This is a genomic window from Nocardia sp. NPDC004654 (assembly GCF_040609595.1).
Taxonomy (GTDB): domain Bacteria; phylum Actinomycetota; class Actinomycetes; order Mycobacteriales; family Mycobacteriaceae; genus Nocardia.
This window is the reverse complement of the sequence record NZ_JBEXKI010000002.1, coordinates 784,827-803,459: the sequence shown is the minus strand read 5'-3', so window position 1 is coordinate 803,459 and position 18,633 is coordinate 784,827. Positions and strand designations below refer to the sequence as shown.

Below are 18,633 nucleotides of genomic sequence, written 5' to 3'. Positions count from 1 at the left end.
TGATCACTCACCCACCAACACCTGTCACCGCCGCAACACCCAGCGGTCCATGTTCCAGCCGGTGCCACCTGAAGTGGGACCGGCCACACCGTTGCGCAGACCGTCGCCGAAAGCGATCGTGCGCGGAGTGGCGAACAGGGGAATGCTCGGCATCTCCGACCACAACAGGTTCTCGGCCTCGGTCAGCAGACCCAGCTGCGCGGCCGAGTTGTCGTCGGCCACAAGCTGATCGGTGATCGCATCGTAGCGGCCATTCCCGAATCGTCCGAAATTGAGTCCGTTGCCGGTGCGCAACGCGCTGGTCGCCGCCACTCCGGTCAGCGAACCGGCCGGGCCGGGCGCGCCCGCGGTGCTCGCCAGCACGGCGTCGACGCGCCCCTCGGCGAGCTGGCCGGGGCGGAAGTCGGGCGCGCCCGCGTCCACCACGCCGATACCCGCGGGTTTGCACGCCTCGGCGATCATCTGCACCGTCTTGGCGCGGCGCTCGTCGGGGGCCAGATAACCGATGCGGATCGTCGGGTTGGCCGCCCGTGCCGAGGCGAGCGTGGCGGTGGCCGCCTGGACGTCGGTGCCGCGGTACCGCTCGGCGGCACCGGTAGTCGCCGGGTAGAACAGCGAATCCTGCTGCGTGGTACGGGAATTCAGCGGGCCCGCGCCGAGTCCGGTGGTCGGCACGTCGGCGGCCTTGCCCAGCGTGTCGAACAGGGCCTGGCGCGGCACGCAGAGCGCGAAAGCGCGGCGCGCCGCCACCGATCCGAACACGCCGTCGGTAGCCAGCACCAGCTGCTCGGCGCCGCGTCCCGGCACGGTCTTCGCCGAGAAGCCGCCCAGGTCGAGGTCTTTCACCGAGTTCGCGCCCACGTCGACCACGCTCACGGCGTTGTCGGAGACCTTGGTCTTCAGGTCGGCGGTCTTATCGAACACCACGATGCGCCCGGTCTCGGCCTTGTTGCCCCACCACCGTTCGTTGGCGATCAGCACCAAGCCGTCCTTCGCGCTGAAGGATTCGATCCGGTACGGACCCGAGGACGGGAACCGCGACAGGTCGAGCTTCTCCGCGCCGATCGTCCAGCCGGTGTTCCAGAAGTCGGCCAGCCGCTGCACCGCGCCGAGATCGCCGGACTGCACGGCCGACACCACATTCGGCACGTTGGCCACCCGCGCGGCGATGTGCGCGGGCATCACCTCGCCCGCGGTGAAAAGGTCTCGCCACGGGCCGAACCGCCGGTCCGGACGGAACACCACGGTGGCGTCCTTGGACCCGGGCTGACACTCGACCCGTTCGATGTCCGCGTAGCCCGCGGTGTCGGCGGCGTCGAAGAGCGAGCCGCCGTCGGGCTTGGTGAAGCGCCCGCTGTGCGCGGCCCAGGTCAACACCAGATCGTCGCAGGAGGTCGGCACACCGTCGGAGTACACGCCGTCGGGGTTGAGCCGGTACTGGATGGTCTGGGACTCGCCGGGCACCTCCTTGGCGGTGCCGACATCGGTGTCGGCGACCTGCTGCCCGTCGGGTCCGGTGTAGAAGAACCCGGTGAGCACGCGCTGGAACACCGCCGCCGAGCCGCTGCTCGCGCCGAGCGTGCTGCCGCCGTTGTAGCTGGCGATCACGGCGTCGACGGCATAGCCGATGGAGGGCACCTGGTTCTGGCCGGAGCACCCGGCCGCCATTCCGGCGGCCAGGGCGCCCGCGGCGACCACTCCGATCAGACGCACCGCAACGCTGCGTGGCTGTCGCATCGAACGAAACCCCCTACCGTTGGTTTGGTCAGTGCCTCTTCTTCTGCTGTCGCTTCCCGGAGGGCCGGGCGCCCGGACGCGGTGACTGGCTGCTCTCCCGGTACCGCCGGGCCGGGGCGTCGGGCAGACCGCGACCGGTCGCGGCCACCACGCGCTGTTCGGCGGCCGCGCCCGCCCGCGCCGCGGCGATGCTGGAACGCTTGCTCTGCACCTTCTTGGTGTGCGCTGCCACCGGACCCCAACGCTCCTTGATCGAGACCAGCAGCGGGGTGGCGAAGAAGATCGACGAGTAGGTGCCGACCAGCAGACCGACCAGCTGCACGAGCGCGAGGTCCTTGAGGGTGCCGACGCCGAGCATCCACACCGCGATCACCATCAGGCCGACGATGGGCAGGATGCCGATGAGCGCGGTGTTGATCGAACGCATCAGTGTCTGGTTCACGGCCAGGTTGGCCTGCTCGCCGTAGGTGCGGCGGCTCAGATGCAGGATGCCCCTGGTGTTCTCCTCGACCTTGTCGAACACGACGACCGAGTCGTAGAGCGAGAAGCCGAGGATCGTCAGGATGCCGATCACCGTCGCGGGGGTGACCTCGAAGCCGACCAGCGAGTACACACCCGCGGTGACCACGACGTCGAAGACCAGCGCGGCCAGCGCCGCGATCGCCATGTCGCGCTCGAAGCGGACGGCGATGTAGATCGAGACGATCACCAGGAACACCGCGAGCGCCCGCAGGGCCTTCTCGGTGATCTGGCTGCCCCATGTCTCACTGACATCCGAGGTGCTGATCGCGGCCCGGCTCGGGTTGCCGTTCTTGTCGAGGGGCTTGAACTCCTCGAACAGCGCGCCGTTGAGCTTGTCGACCTGCTGCACGTCGAGCGCCTCGGAGCGGATCAGCATCGTCGCGGTCGATCCGGTGCCGACGGTCTGCACGGAGACCGGGTCGGTGCCGATCGCCTCGTGATACACGGCCTCCACCTGGGAGGTGGTGGCGTCGCCCGCGGGGAACTGAATGCGGGAGCCGCCCTCGAAGTCGATGCCGAAGTTGAACCCGCGGAACAGGATGCTGCCCAACGAGATCAGCATGATCACGGCCGTGATCGCGTACCACATGCGCCTGCGGCCGATGACGTCGATCGCGCCGGTTCCGGTGTAGAGCCGGTTGAAGAAGCTGTGCTCGGACGCGCGCTGCCCGTAGGCGTAGTCGTCGAAGGGCCGTTCGGCGTCCTTGCGCAGCGAGGGGCTGGTCTGGCTGTTGGTCATCGCGTCCTCACGCCTTCTGCGACAGCGGCTTCTGCGGCACGGCGCTCACGCGCGACCTCTTGGATCGCGCCGAGGCCGTTGATCGACGGTTTCGACCAGAACGCACTCCGCGAGGCCAGCAGCACCAGCGGCGCGGTGACCAGGAACACGACCACCACGTCGAGGATGGTGGTGAGGCCGAGGGTGAACGCGAAGCCCTTGACCTGTCCGGCCGCGAGCCAGTACAGCACCGCGGCGGCGAGGAAGCTCACCGCGTTACCGGACAGGATGGTGCGGCGGGCCCGCTGCCAGCCGCGCGGCACCGCCGAACGGAAGCTGCGGCCCTCGCGCATCTCGTCCTTGATGCGTTCGAAGAAGACCACGAACGAGTCCGCGGTCATACCGATACCGATGATCAGACCCGCGATGCCCGCCAGGTCGAGCGTGAAGCCGATCCAGCGCCCGAGCAGCACCATGATGCCGTACACGGCCAGGCCGGAGGCGATCAGCGACAGGCCCGTCAGGAAGCCGAGCATGCGGTAGTAGACGAGGCAGTACAGCAGCACGATGGCCAGACCGATCGCGCCCGCGATGAGACCGGCGCGCAGCGACGAGAGACCGAGGGTCGCCGAGACGGTCTCGGCCTCCGAGGTCTGGAACGACAGCGGCAGCGAACCGTACTTCAGCGTGTTCGCCAGCTCCTTGGAGCTGCTGGCGGTGAACGAGCCCGAGATCTGGGTGGTGCCGCCGAGCTGCGGGCCCGCCTGGACCTGCGGCGCGCTGACCACCTTGGAGTCGAGGGTGAACGCGACGCGCTTGTAGAGGTACTCGCCGGTCAGGTCGGCCCAGGCATCGCTACCGGTCGACTTGAACTCCAGGTCGACCACCCAGCGCGACTGCTGCTGGTCGAGGTTGGCGACCGCGTTCTTGATCTCCTGGCCGTCGATGCGGCTCTTGTCCAGCAGGAAGACCTCGGTGCCGTCCTGCGAGCAGGTGACCAGCGGCAGGTTCGGGTCGTCGTTGCCCGCGAGCGGATCCGCCTTGGCGCAGTCCAGCGCGGCCATCGCGGCCTGCTGGGTAGCCGGGTCGGTGCTCTGCCTGGTCGCCTTGGCCGCCGCGATCTCGCGCTGCGCCTCTTCCTGCGGGGTCAGCGTCGGGTCGGCGGGCTCGGTGGGCGCCTGCGCCGGGAAGACGCGCTGCTGCGGCGCGGGCACTTCTTCGGCGGGCGGCTCCTGGGCGGGCGGCTCCGGCGCGGGCGCCTCGGGGGCGGGCGCCTCCGTCGGGACCTGCTCTCCGGCGGGCGGCACCGGCAGCTGAGCGGGCGGCGTCTGCGGCAGCGTCGCGCCCTTCGGCACGGCCTGCAGCACCGGGCGGATGTAGAGCTTGGCGGTGGTGGCGAGCGCGCGGGCCTGCTGGCCGTCGTCGCCGGGCACCGTGATCACGATGTTGTCGCCCTCGATGGCCACCTCGGAGCCGGAGACGCCGAGACCGTTGACGCGGTTCTCGATGATCTCCTGCGCCTTCTGCAGGCTGTCCTGGCTCGGCTTGCTGCCGTCCGGGGTGCGGGCGGTCAGCGTGACCCGGGTGCCGCCCTGCAGATCGATGCCGAGCTTGGGTGTCGGGGACTTGTCACCGGTGAAGAACACCAACGCATAGATCACGGCCAGTAGCGCGGCGTAGACACCGAGCAACCGGAGCGGATGCGCCGATCCCTGGGAAGGTGGCACAGTTCGTATCTCCTAGGCGGGAAGTCGAGGGTGGATCAGGCGCGCACACGCGTGCGCCGCCGAACGCTACAGCGTCCGGCGCGCGGTCGTGGCGCAGCCGACGTCAGTCCTTGGTCAGCCGGGTCTCGGTCTGCTCCGGCGTTTCCTCGGCGGTGGCCGTGGTCTCGTCGGTACCGGACTCGTCGGCGGTCGCCTCGTCGACGGTGCGGACCTCACGGATCGCCTGGCGCAACCAAGTGGTCACGACGTCCTCGGCGATCTCCAGGTCGACCGTGTCGTCGTCGAGGTCGACAACGGTGCCCCACAGACCCGACGTAGTAGTCACCGCGTCGCCGATCTTCAGGCTTTCCTGCATGGCCGCTACCGACTCGGCCTCCCGCTTCTGGCGGCGGATACCGAGGAACATCGGCACGAGCAGGGCTACCAGTAGCAGCGGAAACAGTAGTTCCATCGTCGAAGTCAGTCCCTGTCTTGTGGGTGGGATGGACAAGTACCACCACAGTCTGCCAGCTGTTGTCGGCACTGCCACACCCGCACACCCTTGACGTGCGCCACTCGTGTCGTCTCGAGCGGCGCGCGGCACGGCCACGGGCGTCCCCCGGCGCGAACGCCACGGCGTGTCGACCACCCGTTCCGGGCACAGCAAAGCCCCGCGACCAGGGGGTTTCCCGGTCGCGGGGCGAACGCGAAGATCAGGCCGACACCCCGTAGACGTAGTCGTCGAGCGGGAAGCTCACCGCTTTGCGGTGCGTGCTGACCGTGCTGTTCGGGCGCAGCAGCGCCGCCTCGCCGTGCTGGTTGAAGTAGTAGCTGCGCGCGCTCGCGCAGTCGCCGCCGTAGAAGACCGAGGCGCCGAGCTTGTCGGTGACGGTGTCCAGGAAGCGGGCGTTGGCCGCCTCGGTCACCTCGAAGGTGGTCTCGCCGCGCCGGAACAGCTCGCCGAAGAGCCTGCCCATGTGCTTCATCTGCGCCTCGATGGTGGTGAAGTAGGACAGACCGCTGTAGGAGTACGGGCTGTTGAGGCTCAGGAAGTTCGGGAACTTCGGCACCGTGATGCCCTCGTAGGCCTGGAAACGGTTGTCCCGCCAGAACTTTCCGAGGTTCACCCCGTCCCGGCCGATGATCTCCACGGCCGGGAAGTTCACGTCCCACAGGTTGAAGCCGGTGGCCAGGATCAGCGTGTCGATCTCGGTCTTGTGCCCGTCGGCGGTGACGATGCCGTCGGCCTCCACGTGGTCGATCGAGTTCGTCTCCAACCGCACGTGCGGCGCGTTGAAGGTCTTGAAGTAGTGGTTGGAGAAGGTGGGGCGCTTGCAGCCGAAATCGTAGTGCGGGGTGAGCTGCTGCCGGGTGCGCTTGTCGCGAACCTGCGCGCGCAGATGCGCCTTGGCCAGCAGGCCCGCGCCCTTGTTCATCGCTTTGGCCTGCTTGAAGTGCAGCACGCCGACCACCATCAGCGCCTCCAGCAGGGAGGTGTTGACCATGCGCGCCGCCTTCTGGGTGGCGGGCACCTTGGCGAACAGCTTCTGCACCGACGGCGGGATCGGCGCGTCGACCTTGGGCACCACCCAGATCGGGGTGCGCTGGAAGACGGTCAGCGCCGCGGCCTTCTCGGCCACCTCGGGCACCAGCTGGACGGCGGTGGCGCCGGTGCCGATGATCGCGGCGCGGCGGCCGGTCAGATCGAAATCGTCTTCCCACGCGGTGGTGTGGATGATCTTGCCCGCGAACGACTCGATGCCGGGGAACGGCGGTGTGTAGGGCTGCGAGAGGAATCCGGTGGCGGTGAGCAGGTAACGGCCCGTGACGGTTTCACCGCCCGCGATCGAGACCACCCACTGCTGGTTCTCCTCGTCCCAGCGGGCGCCGTCCACCACCGTGCCGAAGCGCATCCTGCGCCGCAGGCCGTACTTGTCGGCGACGTGCTCGGCGTACTTCTTGAGCTCCTTGCCCGGCGCGAACAGCCGCGACCAGTAGGGGTTGGGCTCGAACGAATAGGAGTAGGTCACCGAGGCGATGTCGACCGCGAGGCCCGGGTAGTGGTTGACGTGCCAGGTGCCGCCGAGATCGTTCTCGCGCTCCAGGATCACGTAATTGCTCAATCCGAGCCGGTCGAGCTCGATGCCCGCGCCCATGCCACCGAAACCCGCACCAACCACGACCGCGTCGTACTGAGGCGCCACGTCGAACCTCCAAAGCTGTGAATCAGTTGTCACGGAATGACACATCATTCCGTTTGTGACGACTGTATCATCGTCAGGGTGACGAAGCCATCCACCCGAGCGACCCGGTCGGCGGCCGGAAGTGCGCTCCAGCGACGCAAGGCCGAATTGCGGCAGGAGATCATCGATACGGCGTTCGTCTGCTTCGCCGAGAAGGGCTATCACGCCACCGGCATCGCCGACATCGCCAACCAGCTCGGCATCGGTCACGGCACCTTCTACCGGTACTTCGCCAACAAGCGCGACATCATCGATCACGTCATCGACGACCTGTCGGCGCGCATCATCGACGCGCTCGGCACCCAGAACGCCCCGGACGCGGCGGGCTCACTGGACGAGTACCGCGCCCAGCTGGAGCGCATCGGCACGGCGCTGTCACACATCCTCATCGAGGAGCGACGCATCCCGCAGCTGCTGCTGTTCCACGCCACCGGCATCGACGACGAACTCACCGCCCGGCTCTACGGCCTGCTGGACACGGCCGACGCGCTCACCGCGGGCTACCTGGAGCACGGCGTCGACATGGGTTACCTGCGCGCCGATCTGGACACCGCCAACACCGCGCGCGCGGTGACGGGCATGCTGCTCGCCGCCGTCATCCACGGCATGCGCGACCCGGACGAGGCCGCGACCCAGGGGCTGAACCAGGCGATCCGCCGCCTGCTCATCGACGGCGTGCGGAAGGACTGACGACCCGCCGTGCGAGTCGCCCCCGGCGACTACAGTGTGGGTGCACAAGCCGGCACTGGTTCGCATGGGGGCGTTCGTGTTTGCAAGAGACGTGTTCGCGCGAGACCGCGCGGTCCGAAATACCGGCATTCGACCGGAACCGAGCGGCGACCCTGACACAATGTCGCGGATGATGACCCCCGAGGACGTGAGCCGCATCCATTTCGACATGCCGACATTCGGCCATCGCGGCTATCACGCCGAGGAGGTCGACGCCTTCCTCGAACTGGTCGCCGCCACCCTCGACGGTCACGGCGCACTCACCGCCGACGACATCCGCCACGTCGCCTTCGACGCGCCCCGCTTCGGCGCCCGCGGCTATCAGGCCGATCAGGTCGACGAGTTCCTTGATCGGGTGCGCGCCGAACTCGAACACCGCCAGAACGGCACGCGTCCGCTGCCCGCGGGCGGCAACGGGCCCGGCCCCGCGCCCCTGCTCACTCCCGACGACGTGCACCGTATGCGGTTCACCCAGTCCTCCGTCGGCCGCCGCGGCTACCACGAGGAGGAGGTGGACGCCTTCCTCGACCTGGTGGCCGCCAGCCTCGCGCACGGCGGGCCCGGCAGTCTCACGGTCGCCGACGTGCGCGCGGTCCGCTTCACCGAGGCGCGCCTGGGCACCCGCGGATACCAGCGCGACGAGGTCGACGCCTTCCTGGATCTGGTGGTCACCGCGCTCGAGCACGCGCACCACTGAGGCTGTTCCGACGCCGAATCAGCCCTGGATGCTGTGCAATTCGGCCTCGCGAAGGTCGTCCGGGAAGACGAAGCGGCGCAGCGCCCAGAACCGGAACGCCATGGCCAGCAGCACGCCGAGGATCTGACCGGTGACGAAGTTGGCCACCGCCTGGGTCACCGGTCCGACGTGCGGCACCCGCAGGTCGAGCACGTACAGCGAGATCGCCTGCGGGATCATCGTGACGCCGATGCCGAGCGCGCTCACCGCGAAGAACAGCGCGGCCTCGTGGTGGCGCTGACGGCCGCCCCTGGTGCGGAAGGACCACTCCCGGTTCAGGATGTAGGACGCGATGGTGGCGATCAGCACGCCGAGCAGGCGCGCGGTCAGCGGCTTGTCGCCGAGCACCGTCAGCTTGGTGGCGTACACGACGCCGGTGTCGATGAACCACGTGATCGCGCCGACCGTGGCGAATTTCAGCAGTTCGCGGTGCTCGATCGCCTTGCTGCGATACGGCTCGGGGATGCGGTCGAGCACGGAATGGACCACCGTCATGTCCCGACTCTATCGGCGCTCGCTGAAGCGCGCCGCTCGCGCGGATCCCGGCATCACTGGAGCAGGGCATTTACGTGCCGCACGCGAAAGACCGGTCAGTCGAACAGGTCCAGCGTGGGATGCGGTTCGCGGCCGCGCACCTCGATCGAGCCGAACACCAGGTCGGGCGGCGGCACCAAGCCGAGATGCTCCCAGGCCGCGGCCGTCGCGACGCGACCGCGCGGCGTCCGCGCCACCATCCCGGCGCGCACCAGGAACGGCTCGCAGACCTCCTCGACCGTGGCCGCCTCCTCCCCCACCGCGACTGCGAGGGTCGAGACGCCCACCGGTCCGCCGTTGAAGCTGCGGACCAGAGCGCCGAGGACGGCGCGGTCCAGCCGGTCCAGGCCGAGGGAGTCCACGTCGTAGACCTCGAGCGCGGCCTTGGCGATGGGACGGGTGATCAGGCCGTCCGCGCGAACCTCGGCGTAGTCGCGGACCCGGCGCAGCAGCCGGTTCGCGATCCGCGGCGTCCCGCGGGAGCGGCCCGCGATCTCCGCCGCCGCGTCGGTCTCGATGCCTACGCCGAGGATGTGCGCCGAGCGCAGCAGGATGCGCAGCAGTTCGTCGGGTTCGTAGAAATCCATGTGGCCGGTGAAGCCGAAGCGGTCGCGCAGCGGGCCGGTCAGCGCGCCGGACCTGGTGGTGGCCCCGACCAGCGTGAAGGGGGCGATGTCGAGCGGGATAGAGGTCGCGCCGGGCCCCTTGCCGACCACCACGTCGACGCGGAAGTCCTCCATGGCCAGATAGAGCATTTCCTCGGCGGGGCGGGCGATGCGGTGGATCTCATCGATGAACAGCACGTCGCCCTCGACCAGATTGCTCAGCATGGCGGCCAGGTCACCGGCCCGCTCCAGCGCCGGGCCGGAGGTGATGCGCAGCGCGGTGCCGAGTTCGGCGGCGATGATCATCGCCATGCTGGTCTTGCCGAGTCCGGGCGGGCCCGAGAGCAGGACATGGTCGGGAGTGCCGCCGCGCTGTTTGGCGCCGCGCAGCACCAGGGCGAGCTGTTCGCGGACCCGGGGCTGGCCGATGAAATCGTCGAGCGACTTCGGGCGCAGGCTCGCCTCGATCTCCCCGTCGGACTTCGAATAGCTCGCGCTGACCGGGGATTCGGCCGCGTCGGTTTCGTCGTACTCCATCACGGCCTATCGGTTCTTGCCGAGCAGCGAGAGCGCGGCGCGCAGCGCGGTCGAGGTGTCGGCGGCGGGCTGGTCGGCCAGCACGGTGTCCACCGCCTGCTCGGCTTGCTTGGCGGGGAAGCCGAGTCCGGTCAGCGCCTCCACGACCTGTTCGCGGACCGGGGTGAGCACCGGCGCGGGAGCACTGCCGGGCGGGCCCGCCTGCACCGGAACGAGATTCACCTTGTCACGCAGTTCCACCACCATGCGCTCGGCGCCGCGCTTGCCGATGCCGGGCACCCTGGTCAGCGCCGCGACATTGCTCTCGGCCAGCGCCTTGCGCAGCGCCTCCGGCTCGAGCACCGCGAGCACCGCCATGGCCAGGCGTGGGCCGACGCCGGAGACCGTCTGCAGCAGACCGAACAGGTCGCGCGCCTCGGTGTCGGCGAAGCCGTACAGCGTCATCGAGTCCTCGCGCACGATCATCGCCGTGTAGAGGCGGGTTTCCTCGCCGCGCGTCAGGGCGGCCAGTGTCGAGGGGGTCGCGTTGAGCCGGTAGCCGACGCCCGACGCCTCGACCACCGCGTGGTCGAGCGCGATCTCCAGCACCTCGCCGCGTACCGACGCGATCACCCGCGCACCGCCTTCCGTTGTTCCGCCAGTCGTTCGGTGTAGCGCCGCCGCGCCTCGGCCGCCTTGGCCTCGGCCGCGGCCATCCGCTCCAGCAGCGGCGCCCGCCAACAATGACAGATCGCCAAGGCCAGCGCATCCGCCGCGTCCGCCGGTTTGGGCGCGACTTGGAGGCCGAGGATGCGGGTGACCATCGCGGTCACCTGCGCCTTGTCCGCCGTGCCGTTGCCGGTGACCGCGGCCTTCACCTCGCTCGGCGTGTGAAAGGCCACCGGAATCCCGCGCCGCGCCGCGGCCAGCGCGATGACGCCGCCCGCCTGCGCGGTGCCCATCGCGGTGCGCACATTGTGCTGGGCGAACACTCGCTCGATCGCGACCGCTTCCGGCCGGTGGGTGTCCATCCAGTGTTCGGCGGCGTCGGCGACGCGCATGAGCCGCTGCGCCAGTTCCATGTCCGCGGGGGTGCGCACCACATCGACATCGAGCGCGGTGACCTTGCGACCGAGCCCACCCTCCACGATGCTGAGGCCGCACCGGGTGAGCCCGGGGTCGACGCCCATCACCCGCACGAATTCCCCTCTCGCAGACACGAACAACTGTTCGAGAGTCTAACGGAGCGCTGCGGTCCGGGTCACCAGCGACACGGTCGGGACCCCGTGGACGACGCCGCCGGACGCGGAGGCGAAGCGCTTTATGCGTGTTCGGCGAAGGCGGCGTAGGCGCGTTCGTCGAAGAGCACGAAGCGCACGGCCCGCACCGCGGTGTCGGCGGCGCGGACGGTCTCGACCGCGATGCGCGCGCCGTCCTCGATCGGCCAGCCGTAGATGCCCGTGGAGATGGCGGGGAAGGCGACGGTCTGCGCGCCGAGTTCGTCGGCGACCCGGAGGGATTCGCGATAGCAGGAGGCCAGCAGCTCGGAACGGTCCTCGGTGGCCGACCAGACCGGGCCGACCGTGTGCACCACCCAGCGCGCGGGCAGCCTGCCCGCCGTGGTGGCCACCGCCTGACCGGTGGACAGGCCCTTGCCGTAGTGGGAAGCGCGTAGGTCGCGACACTCGGACAGGATCTCGGGACCGCCTTTGCGGTGGATGGCGCCGTCGACTCCCCCGCCGCCGAGCAACGAGGAGTTGGCGGCGTTCACCACCGCGTCGACCGCCTGCTCGGTGATGTCGCCGCGCACGAACTCGATACGGACCATGCCGGGAATTCTTCCTCGCCCGACGGTCCGGCGAAAATACCGAGGTAGCGGCGGCGCCGGAACTACCATCGGACGATGAGCAACGGTGCGAAAGCCATCCTCGAAGGCGGGCCGGCGGACTTGCCGGAGCGGATCGTTCCCATCACTCCGCCGGGGATCGAGCTGAAAATCCCCTTCAAGGGCGGCTACGAACACTTCAAGGTCACCCAGCGCCAGGCCGACACCGAGTCGGGTCGCCTGACCGTCTACGAGTGGTGTGACCGCACGAAGATCGCCGAATAGCCCGAGGGCGATCCCTCCCGTGGGCGATCCCCGGATCGGTCGCCCGTCGGTACCGCACGATCGCCTCCGGCGCGCGTCGGTGACCGTCTGCGCACACGACGAATCGGCATGCGACCGTTGACATTCCACCACCACGCCGGACCGGACGCGGACTCGCTCTCGCGCGACGATCGACTCGCGAGCAAGTGGCATGCGTCTGCTCGAACTCGACGACCAGATTCGCCGCATCGGCCCCAACTCTGAGATCCCCATTTCGCCGTAGACAAACGCGTAACCAAGTGGTTACGCTTTTCGCGTGGACGAGGTGGCCGCGGCGATCGCCGACCCGGTGCGCAGGGAAATCCTGGAGATGCTGCACAACGGCAGGCTGACCGCGGGCGAGATCGCCGAGCGGTTCGAGATCAGCAGGCCCGCGGTGAGCAGGCACCTGCGGGTGCTGCGCGAGAGCGGGCTGGTGCGGGACGAACCGATCGGCCGACAGCGCTTCTACGCGCTGAACGCCGAACCGCTCGCGGAACTGGCCGGTTGGCTCGCGCGGTTCGAGCGGCCCGCGGGCTGGGCACAGCGCCTCGACGCACTGGAAACCGAGATCTACCGCACCCGCCGGGAGCGCAGGCAGCCTCCCGAGAATCGCACGACGAGGGAGAACACGGCATGACCAAGCAACCCACCGGACGCCTGCTGCGCGCCGCGCAAGGGCGCGATCTCGTCCTGACCAGGACCTATCGCGCCCCCATCGCGGATGTGTGGGCGAGCCTCACCGAATCGGACCGCACCGCGCGCTGGTTCGGCCCGTGGAAGGGCGAGGCGGGACCGGGCCGCACCGTGCAGGTGCAGATGGTCCACGAAGACGAGCAGCCGTGGATGGAGATGACCATCGACGCCTGCGAACCGCCGCACCGGCTGGCTGTCTCCGCGATCGACGAGTACGGATCCTGGATTCTCGACGTGCGGCTGACCGAGACCGACGGCGTCACCGAACTGCGCTTCACCCACCACCTGCGCACCGACGACGAGATCGCGCAGGCCCCGCAGGTCGGGCCGGGCTGGGAGTACTACCTGGACCTGTTCGGCACCGCGCGGGACGGCGCCGAACCGCCGAACTTCGACGACTACTACCCGCCGATGGCCGACTACTACCGCGAGCAGCTCGGCGCCTGACCTGGAAACGACAGCGAGCCCCGGACCGGTCCGGGGCTCGCCGCGGGACAGCTCAGTCTTCCAGCTGCGCGAGGACCTCGTCGGAGAGGTCCACGTTGGTGTAGACGTTCTGCACGTCGTCGCTGTCCTCGAGCGCGTCGACCAGCTTGAACACCTTGCGCGCGCCCTCGGCGTCGACCGCGACCGAGACCGACGGCTGGAAGCCGGATTCGGCGGAGTCGTAGTCGATTCCGGCCGCCTGCAGCGCCTTGCGCACGTCGATCAGATCGCTCGGGTCGCTGATGATCTCGAAGGACTCGCCGAGGTCGTTGACCTCCTCGGCCCCCGCGTCCAGCACGGCCATCAGCACGTCGTCCTCGGACAGCCCGTTCTTCTCCAGGGTGACCATGCCCTTGCGATGGAACAGGTAGGCCACCGAGCCCGGGTCGGCCATGTTGCCGCCGTTGCGGGTCATCGCGACGCGCACCTCGCCCGCGGCGCGGTTGCGGTTGTCGGTGAGGCATTCGATGAGCACCGCGACGCCGTTGGGGCCGTAGCCCTCGTACATGATGGTCTGCCAGTCGGCGCCGCCCGCCTCTTCACCGCCGCCGCGCTTGCGGGCGCGCTCGATGTTGTCGTTGGGGACCGACGACTTCTTGGCCTTCTGGATGGCGTCGTACAGCGTCGGGTTGCCATCCGGATCACCGCCACCCGTGCGGGCCGCCACCTCGATGTTCTTGATCAGCTTCGCGAAGAGCTTGCCCCGCTTGGCGTCGATCGCGGCCTTCTTGTGCTTGGTGGTGGCCCATTTGGAGTGGCCGCTCATTCCCTACTTCCTTCAGGTCGGTTGCACTGGGAGTGACCGCCGGGGACGGCGGCGCCCCGGGGAGGGATCGAGCCGCGTGCCAACCGAACGGACAACTCCTCCAGCCTAATGGACGCCGCCGAGACGGCATCCTCCCCAGCCCCTCAGAGCGAGACCACGTAGGCCTCCGGGAAGAAGGCGCCCTTGATGTACTTCGGCGACGCGTACGCGAAGCCCTTGTCGCCCCACGCGGTGCCCCAGCTGTTGCGGACGATGAAGTGCCCGCTCGGCAGGTAGCCCACGATGGCGACGGCGTGCCCGCCGCGTTCGGTCCCCGCCGCGAAATCCTCCAGGAAACCCCCGTTGGCGGTGGCGTTGTCCCAGGTGTCGTCCACCATGAACCCCGCGAGGATCGGGCGGCCGTCGGCCAGCACGGTCTTCCACTGGTTGAGGTTCTTGCCGACGTTGAAGTACGAGGCGATGCGCAAGGTGGCCGCGTGCGCCCAGAAGGTGTTCTCCTGGCCGCGGTACATCTTGGTCTGGATGTGGAACGGCAGCAACGATTCCTCGACGACGCCGTACTTCTTGCAGACCTCGACGGCCGACTTCAGCTCGGTGCCCGCGCCCTCGATGAAGGTCTCCGGCCGCTGGAAGAACGCGTCGGTCTCCTTGGAGGCCATCCACACGAACCGCGGCGAGACGCGGCGGTCGCTGTTCAGCTTGCTGGCGGTCACCAGGTGGTAGCGCATCAGTCCGTCGCCGGTCGCCCAGCCGACGCAGGACCCGGTGTCCTCCTGGTCGCCGATGGTCCACCAGTCGCGGCGCAAGTCCACCGAGGTGGGCAGTGCGGTGACGGCGCCGAGCGCGCCGACGGACAGCGCGTCGGTGAACGTCCAATCCCGCGCGGTGTCGCGGGAGGGGACGAGATTGCAGATCCGTGCCTCGGCGGGCACCGGTTCTTCCTTGTTCGCACGGGGTGCGGAGATGACATCGGTCATGTTCGTGCTCGTTCGTCCGGTGGTGTCGCCACCACGCCCGGGTCTGTCGGGATCGCCCGGATGGCAGCGATGATGCACCGCCCGGCGCGGCGTGGCGCGAGTAGCCGATTACCCGTTTCACCAGCGGGTTCGGCGCGAACTACGCAGCGCGGACCAGATCGACGAACATGCGGTGCACCCGCAGGTCGCCCGTCACTTCGGGGTGGAAGGAGGTGGCGAGCACCTTGCCCTGGCGCACCGCGACGATGCGGCCCGCGAACGGACCGGAGGGCACCGTGGCGATCACCTCGACGTCCTCGCCCGCCCGCTCGACCCACGGCGCGCGGATGAAGACCGCGCGCACGGGACCATCGGCCAGACCGGCGAAATCCAGATCGGTCTCGAAGGAGTCGACCTGGCGTCCGAAGGCGTTGCGGCGCACCGTCATATCGATGCCCGACAGATGCTTGGCGTCCGGCCGGGTGTCGAGCACCTCGGAGGCCAGCAGGATCATGCCCGCGCAGGAACCGAAGGCGGGCATGCCGTCGCGCAGCCGCGCGCGCAGCGGTTCGAGCAGTTCGAACGCTTCGAGCAGCTTGCTGATCGCGGTCGACTCGCCACCGGGCAGCACCAGCCCGTCCACGGCGGCCAGCTCCGACGCGCGCCGCACCAGAATCGGCTCCGCGCCGCACTGTTCCAGCGCCGCGACGTGTTCGCGCACATCGCCCTGCAAAGCGAGAACACCGATGGTGGGCCGGGACGGCGTCTGCCGCGCCTCGGTGGCGGGTGCGGCGACCGATGATGCGTTCACCCCGCCGAGCTTATTAGTCCCGCCGCTGTGGGCCCGCTCACGGTTGCCGTCAAGGTTGCGTCAACAGCGGGGCCGGATGGCGGGAGCCGACGCCACACTCGCAAAGGTGACTGCTGTAGTGCCGCGCCCCGCCGCAACGCCAGGCGGAGAACCGACTGTCCTTCCCCGCCGCGGATTGACGGTGCCGACCGGATTGGCCGGCCTTTCCCTCGACGCCATGGCGTCGGTGTCCTACGGTCCGGAGGCGATCGTTCTGGTGCTGGCCGCCGCGGGCGCGGCCGGGCTCGGCGCGACGCTGCCGGTGACGTTGGCGATCGTCGCCCTGCTCGCCGTGCTGATCGCGTCCTACCGCCAGGTGATCGCGGCCTTCCCCGACGGCGGCGGCGCCTACGCGGTGGCCAAGCGGCACCTCGGCCATCGCACCAGCCTGGTCGCGGCCGCCTCGCTGATCGTGGACTACGTGCTCAACGTCGCGGTCTCGATCGCCGCCGGCGTCGCCGCGCTGACCTCGGCGTTTCCCGCGCTGTACGGGTACAGGGTGTGGTTGTGCCTCGCCGTGCTCGCGGGCATCACTGCGCTGAACCTGCGCGGCATCACCGAGAGCGCCCGCGCGTTCATGCTGCCCACCGTCGTGTTCGTCGGCGGCATCGGAGCGGTGATCCTCGGCGGGCTGCTGCGCGGTGAACCGGCCTCGGTGGTCACCGGCGACCCGGCGGTCACCGATATGCACACCCTCGGAATCCTGTTGCTGCTCAAGGCGTTCTCCAGCGGGTGCGCGGCGCTGACCGGCGTCGAGGCGATCGCGAACGCGGTGCCCAGTTTCGCCGAGCCGCGGGTGCGGCGGGCGCAGCGGGCGGAGGTCGCGCTCGGCGTACTGCTCGGCACGATGCTGATCGGCCTCGCGGTGTTGATCGAGAAGTTCTCGCTGCGCCCCGTCGAGGGCGTCACGGTGCTCTCCCAGCTCACCGAGGCCGCGCTCGGTCACGGATTCGCTTACTACGTGGTGCAATTCGCGACGGTGGTGTTGCTCGCGCTGGCCGCGAACACCTCCTACGGCGGGCTTCCGACGCTGACCAGGATCCTTGCCGACGACAACTGTCTGCCGCACCGGTTCGCCGTCAGTTCGCCGCGCCAGGTCTACCGGTACGGCGTGCTGACGCTCGGCGTCAGCGCGGGCGCGCTGCTGATCGGCGCGGGCGGCGCGATGAACGCCCTTGTCCCGCTGTTCGCCATCGGCGTGTTCGTCGGATTCACCATCGCCCAGGCGGGGATGGTCCGGCACTGGTGGCTGAACAGGGGCGCGGGATGGCGAGTGCGGATCGCGCTCAACGGATTCGGCGCGCTGCTCACCACCGCGGCCGCGCTGATCACCACCGCCATGAAGTTCACCGAGGGCGCGTGGCTGATCGTGCTGGTGCTGCCCGCGCTGGTGTTCGCCATGCAGCGGGTCCGCGCGGCCTACCACCGGATCGGCGATCGTCGGGCCGCGGGCGCGATCCCGGCCCAGCCGCAGGCGACCGGCACCGCGATCGTGGTGCCCGTCTCGGAGGTGTCCGAGCTGAGCAGGGAGGCGCTCTCGGCCGCGATGTCCCTCGGCTCCGACGTCGTCGCGGTGCACGTCTGCCTGCCCGGTGAATCGACGCGAGCGTTCACCAAGGCCTGGGAGGCGTGGCACCCGGAGGTCCGCCTGGTACTGCTGGAAGACAGCGACGCCACCGTCGGCGGGCCGGTCGCCCGCTATCTGCGGGAGAACTTCGCGGGACGGCGCAAGGTCGTGGTCGTCGCCGAGGTGGACCCGCCCGGCGGCTGGGATCGGGTGCTGCCGAGCCATCGCAGCGACGAACTCGAGCGCGAGCTGCGCCGGATGTCCGACACCGTGGTCTGCCACCTGCGCGTCCAGGTGGTGTGAGCCCCGCTATCCCCGGAGGGTGCGGATCAGTCCCTCCTGCACGACCGCCGCGACCAGCTTGCCCTCGCGGTCGAAGATCTTGCCGCCGGTCAGCGCGCGGCCGAAACCGGCCGACGGCGAGGACTGGTCGTAGAGCAGCCAGTCGTCGGCGCGGAACGGGCGAAGGAACCACATGGCGTGGTCCAGCGACGCGTCCTGGGTTCGCTCGTCGGGGTGGGTGACCTTCGAGGAGCCGAGCAGCGTCATGTCGCTCATGTAGGCCAGCGTGCACACGTGGAACAGCGGGTCGTCGGGCAGCGGGTGCCGGTAGCGGAACCACACCTGCTGCTGGGAGACCACGCCGTCGCGGCGCGACACCGACTCCTGCGGCACGGTGCGGATGTCCCAGTGCTCCCATTCGCGCATCGCCCACAGCCGTTCCGGGCTCATCGAGGTCTGGGCGTCCGGCAGGTTCTCCGGCGCCGCCACCTCGAGCATCTCGTCCTGATGCTCCGGGCCCTCGTCGCCGACGTGGAACGAAGCCGACATGGTGAAGATCGCCGCGCCGTCCTGCACGCCGGTGACCCGGCGGGTGCAGAAGGAGCGGCCGTCGCGGATCCGCTCCACCAGGTACACGGTCGGTTCCTGTGGATTGCCGGGCCGCAGGAAGTATCCGTGCAGCGAATGCACCTGGAAACGTGGCTCCACCGTACGCACCGCCGACACCAGGGCCTGCCCGGCGACCTGGCCGCCGAAGGTGCGGGGGAGCTGGGTCTTCGTGGACGCGCCACGGAAGATGTCCCGCTCCAGGCGTTCGATCTCCAATGCCTCTTCGATTGTCGCCATGCGCTGAGGT

At 69.3% G+C, this 18,633-nt stretch carries 20 protein-coding genes; 6 read left to right on the top strand and 14 right to left on the bottom strand.

The window, feature by feature from the left end; genetic code table 11:
* Window positions 1–24: 24 nt before the first annotated feature.
* From ABZV58_RS09470 to ABZV58_RS09450, 5 genes are all read right to left on the bottom strand, one after another.
* Window positions 25–1,737 (bottom strand): ABC transporter substrate-binding protein, encoded by a 1,713-nt coding sequence (locus tag ABZV58_RS09470; RefSeq protein ID WP_354999660.1) that lies wholly within the window; start codon window positions 1,735–1,737, stop codon window positions 25–27.
* A 28-nt stretch (window positions 1,738–1,765) separates the two neighbouring features.
* On the bottom strand, window positions 1,766–2,998 hold the full coding sequence (secF, locus tag ABZV58_RS09465) for a protein translocase subunit SecF (RefSeq protein WP_354999659.1): 1,233 nt from the start codon (window positions 2,996–2,998) through the stop codon (window positions 1,766–1,768).
* Window positions 2,995–4,704: a protein translocase subunit SecD gene (secD, locus tag ABZV58_RS09460; RefSeq protein ID WP_354999658.1), complete on the bottom strand. Its 1,710-nt coding sequence runs from the start codon at window positions 4,702–4,704 to the stop codon at window positions 2,995–2,997. The genes secF and secD overlap by 4 nt, the downstream gene beginning before the upstream one ends.
* A gap of 103 nt (window positions 4,705–4,807) precedes the next feature.
* Complete coding sequence (gene yajC / locus ABZV58_RS09455; protein WP_354999657.1) at window positions 4,808–5,155, bottom strand: preprotein translocase subunit YajC; 348 nt, start codon at window positions 5,153–5,155, stop codon at window positions 4,808–4,810.
* 241 nt (window positions 5,156–5,396) lie between these two features.
* A complete protein-coding gene (locus ABZV58_RS09450; RefSeq protein ID WP_354999656.1) occupies window positions 5,397–6,887 on the bottom strand; it encodes an NAD(P)/FAD-dependent oxidoreductase in 1,491 nt (496 codons plus the stop codon).
* A 147-nt stretch (window positions 6,888–7,034) separates the two neighbouring features.
* Between ABZV58_RS09450 and ABZV58_RS09445 the strand changes: the two genes are divergently transcribed.
* The gene (locus ABZV58_RS09445; protein ID WP_354999873.1) at window positions 7,035–7,616 is read left to right on the top strand and encodes a TetR/AcrR family transcriptional regulator; all 582 of its coding nucleotides are present in this window, start codon (window positions 7,035–7,037) and stop codon (window positions 7,614–7,616) included.
* Between the two features lie 169 nt (window positions 7,617–7,785).
* The gene (locus ABZV58_RS09440) at window positions 7,786–8,352 is read left to right on the top strand and encodes a DivIVA domain-containing protein (RefSeq protein WP_354999655.1); all 567 of its coding nucleotides are present in this window, start codon (window positions 7,786–7,788) and stop codon (window positions 8,350–8,352) included.
* An 18-nt stretch (window positions 8,353–8,370) separates the two neighbouring features.
* Here the strand turns inward: ABZV58_RS09440 and ABZV58_RS09435 are convergent, their stop codons facing one another.
* The 5 genes from ABZV58_RS09435 to ABZV58_RS09415 form a co-directional block, all read right to left on the bottom strand.
* The gene (locus ABZV58_RS09435) at window positions 8,371–8,886 is read right to left on the bottom strand and encodes a GtrA family protein (RefSeq protein ID WP_354999654.1); all 516 of its coding nucleotides are present in this window, start codon (window positions 8,884–8,886) and stop codon (window positions 8,371–8,373) included.
* 95 nt (window positions 8,887–8,981) lie between these two features.
* A complete protein-coding gene (gene ruvB, locus ABZV58_RS09430; RefSeq protein ID WP_354999653.1) occupies window positions 8,982–10,067 on the bottom strand; it encodes a Holliday junction branch migration DNA helicase RuvB in 1,086 nt (361 codons plus the stop codon).
* A gap of 6 nt (window positions 10,068–10,073) precedes the next feature.
* Complete coding sequence (gene ruvA, locus ABZV58_RS09425) at window positions 10,074–10,679, bottom strand: Holliday junction branch migration protein RuvA (RefSeq protein WP_354999652.1); 606 nt, start codon at window positions 10,677–10,679, stop codon at window positions 10,074–10,076.
* The gene (gene ruvC, locus ABZV58_RS09420; RefSeq protein ID WP_067779840.1) at window positions 10,676–11,245 is read right to left on the bottom strand and encodes a crossover junction endodeoxyribonuclease RuvC; all 570 of its coding nucleotides are present in this window, start codon (window positions 11,243–11,245) and stop codon (window positions 10,676–10,678) included. The genes ruvA and ruvC overlap by 4 nt, the downstream gene beginning before the upstream one ends.
* Window positions 11,246–11,367: 122 nt before the next feature.
* The gene (locus ABZV58_RS09415; RefSeq protein ID WP_354999651.1) at window positions 11,368–11,874 is read right to left on the bottom strand and encodes an O-acetyl-ADP-ribose deacetylase; all 507 of its coding nucleotides are present in this window, start codon (window positions 11,872–11,874) and stop codon (window positions 11,368–11,370) included.
* Window positions 11,875–11,949: 75 nt separating this feature from the next.
* Between ABZV58_RS09415 and ABZV58_RS09410 the strand changes: the two genes are divergently transcribed.
* The 3 genes from ABZV58_RS09410 (at window position 11,950) to ABZV58_RS09400 (ending at window position 13,317) form a co-directional block, all read left to right on the top strand.
* Entirely contained in the window at window positions 11,950–12,156 is a 207-nt protein-coding gene (locus tag ABZV58_RS09410) for a DUF5988 family protein (RefSeq protein WP_354999650.1), read from the top strand.
* A 295-nt stretch (window positions 12,157–12,451) separates the two neighbouring features.
* Window positions 12,452–12,814 carry a metalloregulator ArsR/SmtB family transcription factor gene (locus tag ABZV58_RS09405; protein ID WP_354999649.1) on the top strand — a complete coding sequence of 121 codons (363 nt, stop codon included), beginning with the start codon at window positions 12,452–12,454 and terminating at the stop codon, window positions 12,812–12,814.
* Window positions 12,811–13,317, top strand: a complete 507-nt coding sequence (locus tag ABZV58_RS09400; protein ID WP_354999648.1) for an SRPBCC family protein — start codon at window positions 12,811–12,813, stop codon at window positions 13,315–13,317. Before ABZV58_RS09405 ends, ABZV58_RS09400 begins: the two co-directional genes overlap by 4 nt.
* Before the next feature lie 52 nt (window positions 13,318–13,369).
* Here ABZV58_RS09400 and ABZV58_RS09395 read toward each other — a convergent pair whose 3' ends face one another.
* The 3 genes from ABZV58_RS09395 to pdxT all read right to left on the bottom strand — a co-directional run bounded on the left by ABZV58_RS09395 (window position 13,370) and on the right by pdxT (window position 15,889).
* Complete coding sequence (locus ABZV58_RS09395) at window positions 13,370–14,122, bottom strand: YebC/PmpR family DNA-binding transcriptional regulator (protein WP_354999647.1); 753 nt, start codon at window positions 14,120–14,122, stop codon at window positions 13,370–13,372.
* Window positions 14,123–14,265: 143 nt separating this feature from the next.
* Entirely contained in the window at window positions 14,266–15,099 is an 834-nt protein-coding gene (locus tag ABZV58_RS09390; protein ID WP_354999646.1) for a C1 family peptidase, read from the bottom strand.
* A gap of 139 nt (window positions 15,100–15,238) precedes the next feature.
* Entirely contained in the window at window positions 15,239–15,889 is a 651-nt protein-coding gene (pdxT, locus tag ABZV58_RS09385; protein WP_354999645.1) for a pyridoxal 5'-phosphate synthase glutaminase subunit PdxT, read from the bottom strand.
* A gap of 217 nt (window positions 15,890–16,106) precedes the next feature.
* Between pdxT and ABZV58_RS09380 the strand changes: the two genes are divergently transcribed.
* A complete protein-coding gene (locus ABZV58_RS09380; protein ID WP_354999872.1) occupies window positions 16,107–17,798 on the top strand; it encodes an APC family permease in 1,692 nt (563 codons plus the stop codon).
* Window positions 17,799–17,804: 6 nt separating this feature from the next.
* Here ABZV58_RS09380 and ABZV58_RS09375 read toward each other — a convergent pair whose 3' ends face one another.
* Window positions 17,805–18,623, bottom strand: a complete 819-nt coding sequence (locus tag ABZV58_RS09375) for an acyl-CoA thioesterase II (RefSeq protein ID WP_354999644.1) — start codon at window positions 18,621–18,623, stop codon at window positions 17,805–17,807.
* Window positions 18,624–18,633 lie beyond the last annotated feature (10 nt).